Source organism: Microbacterium yannicii (genome assembly GCF_024055635.1).
Taxonomy (GTDB): domain Bacteria; phylum Actinomycetota; class Actinomycetes; order Actinomycetales; family Microbacteriaceae; genus Microbacterium; species Microbacterium yannicii.
This window is the reverse complement of sequence record NZ_JAMXMB010000021.1, coordinates 88,095-97,150: the sequence shown is the minus strand read 5'-3', so window position 1 is coordinate 97,150 and position 9,056 is coordinate 88,095. Positions and strand designations below refer to the sequence as shown.

Genomic DNA, 9,056 nt, shown 5'->3' with positions numbered 1-9,056 from the left:
GACCGCGGTCCTCCGTCGGCCGTGCACCAGTGAGACCGCCGTGCGCGAGACACGGCGCTGCTCTTGCGAAACCCCGAAACCGGGGGATCTCCGACTCATGGGGCCCCTTCTGCCCATTCGTCCTACAGAAATCCCCACCCCTACGCACCGCCAGACAATCCGGTGCGCATCCGAGTGGGAATGTAACGGCTCGGACGACCATCCACAAGAGAAGAGTCGGATTCCCGTTCCGGAATACATCGCCGGCGAAACGAGAGAAGGCCCCGCCGAAGCGGGACCTTCTCGGTGACGACGTGCGTCGGAATCAGCGGGACGCGATGATCTCGCGCATCAGGGCGGCGGTCTCGGACGGCGTCTTGCCGACCTTCACGCCGGCGGCCTCGAGGGCCTCCTTCTTGGCCTGCGCCGTGCCCGCCGAGCCCGACACGATGGCGCCGGCGTGGCCCATGGTCTTGCCTTCGGGAGCGGTGAAGCCGGCGACGTATCCGACGACCGGCTTGGTCACGTTGGCCTTGATGAAGTCGGCAGCGCGCTCCTCGGCGTCGCCGCCGATCTCGCCGATCATGACGATCGCCTTGGTCTCGGGGTCGGCCTCGAAGGCGGCGAGCGCGTCGATGTGCGTGGTGCCGATGACCGGGTCGCCGCCGATGCCGATCGCGGTCGAGAAGCCGATCTCGCGCAGCTCGTACATCATCTGGTAGGTCAGCGTGCCCGACTTCGACACGAGACCGATCGGGCCCTTGCCGGTGATGTTGGCGGGCGTGATGCCTACCAGCGACTCGCCGGGCGTGATGATGCCGGGGCAGTTCGGGCCGATGATGCGGGTCGTGTCGCCCTTGGACTGCGCGTACGCCCACGCCTCGGCGGTGTCGCCGACGGGCACGCCCTCGGTGATGACGACGAGGAGCGGGATCTCGGCGTCGATGGCCTCGATCATCGCGTCCTTCGTGAACGCCGGCGGCACGAACGCGATCGACACGTCGGCGCCGGTGGCCGCGATGGCCTCGGCGACGGAGGCGAACACGGGGAGCTCGACGGGGTTGCCGTCGGCGTCGGTGTGGAGCACCGTGGTGCCGGCCTTGCGGGCGTTCACGCCGCCGACGACCTGCGTGCCGGCCTTGAGCATGAGCGCGGTGTGCTTGGTGCCTTCGCCGCCGGTGATGCCCTGGACGATGACCTTGGAGTCCTTGTTGAGGAAGATCGACATGTCTGTTCTTTTCCTAGTTCCGGATGCTGGGGGTCAGGCGTTGGCGAGCTCGGCAGCCTTGTCGGCGCCCTCGTCCATCGTCTCGGCCAGGGTCACGAGGGGGTGGTTGGCGTCGCGGAGGATCGCGCGTCCCTCTTCCACCTTGTTGCCGTCCAGGCGCACGACCAGCGGCTTCGAGGCGCTGGATCCGAGCTCGGCGAGCGCGCCGACGATGCCCTTGGCGACCGCGTCGCATGCGGTGATGCCGCCGAAGACGTTGACGAACACGCTCTTCACCTGCGGGTCGCCGAGGATGACGTCCAGGCCTGCGGCCATGACCTCTGCCGAGGCGCCGCCGCCGATGTCGAGGAAGTTGGCCGGCTTCACGCCGCCGTGGTTCTCACCGGCGTAGGCGACGACGTCGAGCGTCGACATCACGAGGCCTGCGCCGTTGCCGATCACGCCGACCTCGCCGTCGAGCTTGACGTAGTTGAGGTCGTTGGCCTTGGCCTTCGCCTCGAGCGGGTCGGCAGCGGCCTTGTCTTCGAGGAGCGCGTGGCCGGGGTGGCGGAAGTCGGCGTTCTCGTCGAGCGAGACCTTGCCGTCGAGGGCGATGACGTCGCCCTCCTCGGTCAGCACGAGCGGGTTGACCTCGACGAGCGTGGCGTCCTCGCCCTTGTACACGTTGAACAGCTTGACGAAGACGTCGCTCACCTTGTCGACGAGCTCCGCGGCGAAGCCGGCGGCCTCGGCGATCTCGACGGCCTTCTGCTTGTCGATGCCCTGCAGCGGGTCGACCGCGATGCGCGCGAGCGCCTCGGGGCGCTCGACCGCGAGCTCCTCGATCTCCATGCCGCCCTCGACGCTGCACAGCGACAGGTAGGAGCGGTTGGCCCGGTCCAGCAGCACCGAGAAGTAGTACTCCTTGTCGATGCGGGCACCCTGGGCGACCATCACGCGCTTGACAATGTGACCCTTGATGTCGAGGCCGAGGATGGCCTGGGCCGCCTCGTACGCCTCATCGGGGGTCTTGGCGACCTTGACGCCGCCCGCCTTGCCGCGCCCGCCGGTCTTGACCTGGGCCTTGACGACGACGACTCCGCCGATCTTCTCGGCCGCGGCCCGCACCTCCTCCGGCGTGTCGGCGACGATGCCGGCGAGCACCGGCACCTCGTACTTCTCGAAAAGGTCACGTGCCTGGTACTCGTACAGATCCACAGTGCATTCCTTCGCAGGTGGCGAATGGGGGTGGGGACGACGCGAAAAGCGTCTCGACGTCGAGATATCGACCAGTCCCCCAGCCTACTACCGGTCGCCGTCCGGTTCCGACCGCAGCGACGCGCCCCCGGTTCCGTACGACCCTTGTCAGCCCACCGCTGTCCCGTGCGGGACGGATGCCGCGGGCTCGCCGTCCTCGATCTCCTCGCCCGGTACGCGGGGCAGACGGGTGAGGTCGCACAGCGCCGGTCCCTCGATGCGCCGCCCCTCCGCGGTGAACCGCGACGCGTGGAGCGGGCAGTCCCACGAACGCTCGGCGTCGTCCCACCGGAGCACTCCCCCGAGGTGCGGGCACACCGCGCTGACGGCGCGGGTCACGCCGTCCACGGTCGAGATGCCGACCGGATGCCCGCCGCGGCTGGCGACGACGCCTTCGCCCTCCCCGGGCTGCGGAACGGGAGTCGGCGCCGCCTGGGCGCCGAGCCATCCGGATGCCGCCTCCCATCCGACGCGCAGGTTCTCCACGCCGCCGCGGGCGAGGTCCGCCGGCACGGTGAACCGGGTGGAGATGACGTTCATCCAGTCGGGGCGCTCGCGCCGCGGGACCTTGCCGATCTCGGCCACGATCCGGAGGGCCGCGGCCGGGGCGTTGGACAGCCCCCATTTCGCGTAGCCGGTGGCGAAGCGCACGCGCCCGAGGCCCCGCGGCATCGCACCGACGAAGGGGATGAGGTCGTGCGACTGGTAGTCCTGCGCCGACCACGCCGCGACCGGCTCGGCGCCGGGGAAGTGCTCCCGCGTCCATGTGATCAGGTCGTCGCGGCAGGCGCGCGGGGACGGGGATCGGCCGACCGGGAAGCCGTTGCCCCCGACGATGAGCTGGGCGGCGCCGGCGGGCCCGTCCGCCGGGGTGATCGACCGGATCGACTTGGTCGCGCCGTCCACCGAGAGGTACAGCCCTTCGGGCAACGGCGCATCTGTGGCGAACGCGACGCACTGCGAGCGCAGCCCCCGCGTCTTGGCGAAGTACAGGCCGCGGTCGATGATGGGCGTCGCCGTTGCGAGGACGACCTGGTCGGCCGCGGCGAATCCGGCCGAGGTCTCGACACCGGCATGGGGCACGATGTGCGCGTGGGTCACGCGCACGCCGGTGTGCAGGGCGCCGCCCGCGTCGAGGTACGCGCGGGCCATCGCCGTGAGCAGCTGCTGCGGATCGATGGCGACCTGCTGGTCGAGCGCGACCGCGTCGACGATCGGGAACGGCGACTGCGCCAGCAGTTCGGGTTCCACACGACGCACCGGCAGCCCGGCATCCCTCGCGGCCTGCAGCTCGGCCGCGACCGTCTCGGCGCCGTCGGGAGTCTGCGCGTAGGAATAGGCGGTCCGCCGGGAGTACGGCACCCCGAGCTCGTCTGCCAGGTCGGTCAGCCACCGTGCGCCGTCGACGTTCGCCTCGACATACGCCTGCACCAGCCTCGCCGGGTGATGACGGCGCAGCGTCGACAGCACCGAGCCCTGCAGCAGCGACAGCTTGCCGGTATTGGCCCCCGACGCGAGTTCGCCGACCTCGCCCGCCTCGAGCACTGCTACGTCGCGCCCCTCGCGAGCGAGCAGGAGCGCGGTGGCGAGACCTGTCAGCCCGGCGCCGACCACGACGACCTCGTGGTGCCGGCCGGGTTCGAAGGGCGTGCCCGCCACGCGGACCGCATCGAGCTTCCAGATGGGCGTCATCTTCACAGTGAACGCGCGCGTCCCCGGATGCTCCACCGGGTTGACACGGGTACGGCGGAGTGAGAACACGGAACGCGTGACGGATGCCGCACCCCGCGCCGGCCGGCGCATTAGGCTCTCCCCCGAGATGTCCGACACCGCCGCCGCTTCCGCCGCCCCGCACCCGATGACGGGCGCGGGCGCCGCGCGGGCGGCCGTGGTCGCCGCGGCCCTCGAGCTGTTCGCGGAGCAGGGTTTCGATCAGACCTCGGTCGAGCAGATCGCGCAGGCCGCGGGCGTGTCGCGCTCGACGTTCTTCCGGCAGTTCGGCGGCAAGGACGACGTGGTCTTCACCGATCACGAGGTGCTGCTCGACCGGCTCCGCGAGTTCCTGGCGCAGCCGCACCGCGATCCGTGGGCGGCCGTGTGCGAGGCATCCCTCTTCGTCTACGCGCATTTCGCTGCCGACCCCGAGCTCGCGCGCCGACGGTACACCGTCGTCCGCGGTGTCCCCGCGCTGCGCGATCGCGAGATCGTGACGGTGTTCCGCTACGAGCGACTCTTCGACGAGTACCTGCGTGCGTCGCTCCCGGGGCTCGATCCGCTCGACGCCGTCGGTTTCTCGGCGCTGGTCACCGCGATCCACAACCACGTGCTGCGCCGCCTCATCCGCGGCCCGAAGAAGGTGCCCGTCTCCGTGCTGAAGGCCGCTCTCGACGACGCCCGCCGTCGCTTCGGCGTCCTGCCCGATGGGGATGCCGACCCCGCCGCCGATCAGGTCGTCGTCGCCGTGTTCCCGCGAGGGATGCCGACCGCCGAGCTGGCGCGGCGGCTGCAGGCCCAGCTCGACGACTGATTCCGCGGCGCGCCGCCGAATTCCTCTGTCGGCCGGGCACAACCGGGCGGTAGGTTCAGGCCATGAGCGCCGTGGAGACCACCGCCGGAACGCCGGCCGAGACCGCGTGGTACAGCCAGGACCCTGATGCCGTCGTCGCCGCGTTCCGCAGCGACCGCGACCGCGGGCTGACCGCCGCGGACGCGACGCAGCGGCTCGCCGAGCACGGCCCCAACTCGATCGCCGCCGAGAAGCCGCCGTCGACGTGGCAGGTCGCGCTGCAGCAGCTCGCCGACCCGATGAACGTCATGCTGGTCGCCGTCGCGATCATCAGCCTGTTCATCAACCAGGTGAGCGTCGGCATCCTCGTCGGCGCCCTTGTGGTGCTGAACATCGTGCTGGGTACGCGGCAGGAGCTCAAGGCGAAGGCATCCGTCGACGCCCTGGCGAAGATGCAGATCCCGCAGGCCAAGGTCATCCGGGACGGCACCCTGTTGCAGGTGGGCGCGACCACCCTCGTGCCGGGCGACATCGTGACGCTCGAGGCGGGCGATCTCGTCCCCGCCGACGGCCGCATCCTCCGTTCGGCGACGCTCGAGACGCAGGAGGCGGCGCTCACCGGAGAGAGTGCGCCGATCCCGAAGGATGCCGGAACCCTCGCCGATGCCGACACCGCGCTCGGCGACCGCACCGACATGGTGTTCCAGAACACGCAGGTGACGCGGGGCACGGCGACGGTGGTGATCACGGGCACCGGCATGCAGACCCAGATGGGTCAGATCGCATCGATGCTCTCCTCCGTCAAGCCGGGCAAGTCGCCGCTGCAGCGCGAGCTCGATGCCCTGACCGGGGTGCTGGGCTGGATCGCGTGGGGCGCGGTCGCGATCATCATCGTGACCGGCCTGCTGCGCGGGCAGGAGATCGCGTCGGTCATCCTGCTGGGCATCTCCATGGCGATCTCGGCGATCCCCACGGGCATGCCGTCCTTCGTCCAGGCGATGCTCTCGTACGGCTCGCGGCAGCTCGCGGAGCACAAGGCGGTCGTCAAGAACCTGACGGATGTCGAGACGCTCGGGGCGACCAGCGCGATCAACTCCGACAAGACCGGCACGCTCACGATGAACGAGATGACGGTCGAGACGCTGTACTACCGCGGCGAGTGGTTCACGGTCGCCGGCAGCGGCTACGAGAAGGCGGGCGAGGTGCGCCACACGGCGGGTCTGCCCGTGCCGCAGTTCACGCAGCTGGCTCTCGGGCTGACGCTGTGCAGCGACGCGACGGTGTCGGACGACGGCGCCGTGATCGGCGACCCGACCGAGGCCGCCCTGGTCGTGCTGGCGGCCAAGCTGGGCGCGGACGCCGAACTGACCCGCAGCAAGTTCCCGCGGGTCGCCGAGGTGCCCTTCGACTCGGCGTACAAGTTCATGGGCACGTTCCATCGCATCCCGGTCGACGGCACGGAGCTGCTGGTCGGCTACGTCAAGGGCGGCCCGGATGTCGTGCTCGACCGCTGCGGCTCCGTCGCCACGATGGAGGGCGTCGTGCCGATCGCCGATCGCCGCGACGAGATCCTCGAGGCCAACCGCACACTGTCGGAGCAGGGACTGCGGGTGCTCGCCTTCGCCTTCCGCCGCTTCGCGCCCGACGCTTCGCTGGCGGACGACCCGATGGCGGCCATCGCCGATCTGACCTTCGTCGGCCTCGTCGGCATCATCGACCCGCTGCGCCCCTCCTCGAAGGAGGCCGTGCGCATCGCGCGCGAGGCCGGCATCGAGGTCCGGATGATCACCGGCGACCACGCGATCACGGCCGCCGCGATCGGCGCGAAGCTCGGCCTCGGCGAGGGGTCGGCGAGCGGCGCAGAGATCCAGGAGATGAGCGACGACGAGCTGAAGGCGGCGCTGCCGCGCCTGCACATGTTCGGCCGCGTCACCCCCGAGGACAAGCTGCGGCTGGCTCGCCTGATGCAGGAGGAGGGCGCCGTCGTCGCGATGACAGGCGACGCCGTCAACGATGCGGCAGCACTGAAGCAGGCCGACATCGGCGTGGCGATGGGATCCGGCAGCGACGTCACCAAGCAGGCGGGGAAGATGATCCTCGTCGACGACAACTTCGGCACGCTCGTCACCGCGGTCCGGCTCGGGCGCGGGATCTACGAGAAGATCGTCAGCTACGTCCGATTCCAGATGTCGCAGCTGTTCTCGCTGGTGCTGCTGTTCCTCGTCGCGAGCATCTTCGGCATCAACGACGGCGTGCCGCTCACGCCGATCATGGTGCTGTTCCTGAACTTCTTCATCGCCATCTTCCCGGTGGTCGTGATCCTCCTCGACCCGGTGCCCGACGGCATCATGCTGAAGCCGCCGCGCGACCCGAAGAAGACGATCGCGAACCGCGGTGCGGTGACGCTCTGGTTCGTCTACGGCAGCCTGATCTTCGTGACGACGCTCGTGCCGCTGCTGATCTACCCTGACGAACTCAGCTCGACCGAGCCCAACGTGCCGGTGACGATGGCGTTCGTGGTCTGCGCGCTCGGCTCGATCTTCGGCGGGCTCGTCATGCGGCGCGACCCCGAGTCCGGGCTCTCGGCGCCCATCCTGGCCGCCGTGAAGTGGCTGTCGATCCCGCTGGCGCTCACTGTCGCCGCCGTCGAGATCGGCTTCATGCAGCGCCTGATCGGCACGACCAGCCTCTCGGGCAGCGAGTGGCTGACGGCTCTCGGCCTGGCGCTGCTGGTGCCGGTGCTCATCGAGATCGAGAAGTGGATCCGTCGCGCGCGCATCGCGCGTCGCGCCCCTGTCGCCTGATCTTCGGATGTCGAACGCGCGCCGCCCGTACCGGGTGGCGCGCGTTCTTGTTCGAGCGAGAGTCAGAGCGCGTCGTACGCCGCGCGCAGGTAGGTGCGGCCCCGCTCGGACGCCAGGATGCCGTCCGACATGCGGTTCATGACGTAGGCGAACGTCACGCCGCGATCGACGTCGGCCGCCACGAGCGATCCGCCCCATCCGCCCCAGGACGCCACGCGCCCTTCCGGGAGGTACGCGGTGGAGAGCGGATGCCGCAGCCCCCAGCCGAGCCCCCACCGCAGCGGCAGACCGAGCACGAGGTCGATCCCTTCCACGGGCGACGCGAAGATGAGGTCGACGGCCTCGGGCGACAGCATCCGTCGTCCGTCCACCTGGCCGCGCCCGGCGATGAGGGCGTTCAACCGCGCGACGGAGCGGGCGTTGCCCTGGCCGCCCGCGCCGCCGATGCCCGCTGCGCGCCAGGCCCGCGTCCACGTGACCTCGGCGCCCAGCACGGGGCCGCCGAAGGTGCGCGCGGCCGGAGAGCCGGGCGGGAGGGCCGACAGATCGAGCTGAGACGGCGGCGGAGGCGCGACCGGCGAGACCCGGTGGTCCTCCTCGGCCGGGAGGCCGAGCCAGAAATCGGCGTCGAGCGGACCCGCGAGCTCCTCGGCGACGAACGCGCCGAGACCTCGGCCGGTCACGGCGCGCACGAGACCGTGGATCAGGTGCCCGTAGTCCAGGAGGTGGTAGCCCGTCGCCGCCCCGGCCGGCCACCACGGCGCCTGCGCGGCCAGGCGGTCGGTCGCGGCATCCACGTCCATGATGTCTTCGGCCGAGACGGGCTGGTCCCAGCCCGAGACGCCCGACGAGTGGGTGAGCACGTGGCGCACGAGAACGCCGTCTTTGCCGGCGGCGCCGAACTCCGGCCAGTAGGCGGCCACCGGAGCATCGGGGTCGAGCTCGCCCCGATCGATCAGCAGCAGCGCGGCGAGCGACGAGACGGTCTTGGACAGCGACCAGACGTTCGTGATGGTGTCGCGCTCCCACTGCCGCGTTCGGTCCGGGTCGCTCCAGCCACCCCAGACGTCGACGACGGGCCGGCCGTCGACCAGCACGCAGAGGGAACCGCCCAGTTCCTCACCAGTGGAGAGGTTCTGCCGGAAGGCGTCGAGAAGCCCGGCGAACCGGGGATCGGCGTCTCCGTCCACTGCCACGGTGGGAGCAACGCTGTTCGACATCCTGGTCTCCTTCGACGCTCGGATCCGGCGGCACTGCCGGGTGGACGTGAGCATACCGCGCGGTCGGTATGCTTGTCATCCAC

6 protein-coding genes are annotated in these 9,056 nt (G+C 70.4%); 2 read left to right on the top strand and 4 right to left on the bottom strand.

Annotated elements, in window-relative coordinates; translation table 11 throughout:
- Positions 1 to 304: 304 nt before the first annotated feature.
- The 3 genes from sucD to NCG93_RS09230 all read right to left on the bottom strand — a co-directional run bounded on the left by sucD (position 305) and on the right by NCG93_RS09230 (position 4,135).
- Entirely contained in the window at positions 305 to 1,207 is a 903-nt protein-coding gene (gene sucD, locus NCG93_RS09240) for a succinate--CoA ligase subunit alpha (RefSeq protein WP_194414281.1), read from the bottom strand.
- Between the two features lie 33 nt (positions 1,208 to 1,240).
- Entirely contained in the window at positions 1,241 to 2,404 is a 1,164-nt protein-coding gene (gene sucC / locus NCG93_RS09235; protein ID WP_194414282.1) for an ADP-forming succinate--CoA ligase subunit beta, read from the bottom strand.
- 147 nt (positions 2,405 to 2,551) lie between these two features.
- On the bottom strand, positions 2,552 to 4,135 hold the full coding sequence (locus tag NCG93_RS09230; protein WP_194414283.1) for an FAD-dependent oxidoreductase: 1,584 nt from the start codon (positions 4,133 to 4,135) through the stop codon (positions 2,552 to 2,554).
- Between the two features lie 127 nt (positions 4,136 to 4,262).
- Here NCG93_RS09230 and NCG93_RS09225 point away from each other — a divergent pair, with 127 nt between their 5' ends.
- Positions 4,263 to 4,970, top strand: coding sequence for a TetR family transcriptional regulator (locus NCG93_RS09225; RefSeq protein ID WP_194414284.1), 708 nt, complete (start codon positions 4,263 to 4,265; stop codon positions 4,968 to 4,970).
- A gap of 62 nt (positions 4,971 to 5,032) precedes the next feature.
- The gene (locus NCG93_RS09220) at positions 5,033 to 7,753 is read left to right on the top strand and encodes a cation-translocating P-type ATPase (protein ID WP_194414285.1); all 2,721 of its coding nucleotides are present in this window, start codon (positions 5,033 to 5,035) and stop codon (positions 7,751 to 7,753) included.
- Between the two features lie 62 nt (positions 7,754 to 7,815).
- On the opposite strand, the gene NCG93_RS09215 is transcribed toward NCG93_RS09220, so the two are convergent.
- Entirely contained in the window at positions 7,816 to 8,973 is a 1,158-nt protein-coding gene (locus tag NCG93_RS09215; protein ID WP_194414286.1) for a serine hydrolase domain-containing protein, read from the bottom strand.
- Positions 8,974 to 9,056: the final 83 nt, after the last annotated feature.